Genomic DNA, 615 nt, shown 5'->3' on the forward strand with positions numbered 1-615 from the left:
ATTGAAAATCGCCGGGGAAAGCCCGGTTTAATTTTTTATTTATATCTTTCAACTTGGAAATCTTGGCCAATCTTCAACAGAGTAAACGCTATTACCGCTAGTTTACGCATTAGAGCTACCAGTATCACTTTTAGAGGCTTATTTTTTGACTTCAGACGGTTGATGAGGTTTGGGAATGCGTTGATTCTATAGGCTACCAATGCCGGCATAAAAAGTGCTTTTCTTGTGTCGGCCTTGCCTATTTTGGATATGCGGCTTTTGCCTTTTACGCTTGTCCCTGATTCGTGTTGTTTGGGATCTAAGCCGATAAAAGCTACAAATTGCTTTGATGTTTTAAATTCGTGTTTTTTATAGATGGAGAGCAAAACAGAAGCGGCGGTTTCTCCTATGCCTGTTATTGTCATCAGGCGTTTTCGGTTTTGGCCGTATTCGGGGTGTTGTTTGTAGAATTGTTTGATCTGTTGCTTTACGGCTTTAATTTGGGCTGTCAGGTTGTCTATGGTTGTCTTAATATGTGCTGTTATGTAGTCGGGTGATCCGTGGAGTTTGTTTTTTTCGGTTGCTCTTTGTCTTGTGAGATAGTCTAAATATTTTGTGAGTTCTTCAAGTTCCTGC

General features: G+C 40.3%; 1 protein-coding gene. It reads right to left on the reverse strand.

Annotated features, from left to right (window positions below; all coding sequences use genetic code 11):
* Positions 1 to 35 precede the first annotated feature (35 nt).
* Positions 36 to 615, reverse strand: a 580-nt coding sequence (locus ACTHSP_RS21275; RefSeq protein WP_440346915.1) for a transposase, incomplete at its 5' end; no start/stop codon positions are given.

The sequence above is a fragment of the Neisseria sp. P0001.S005 genome (genome assembly GCF_051963715.1).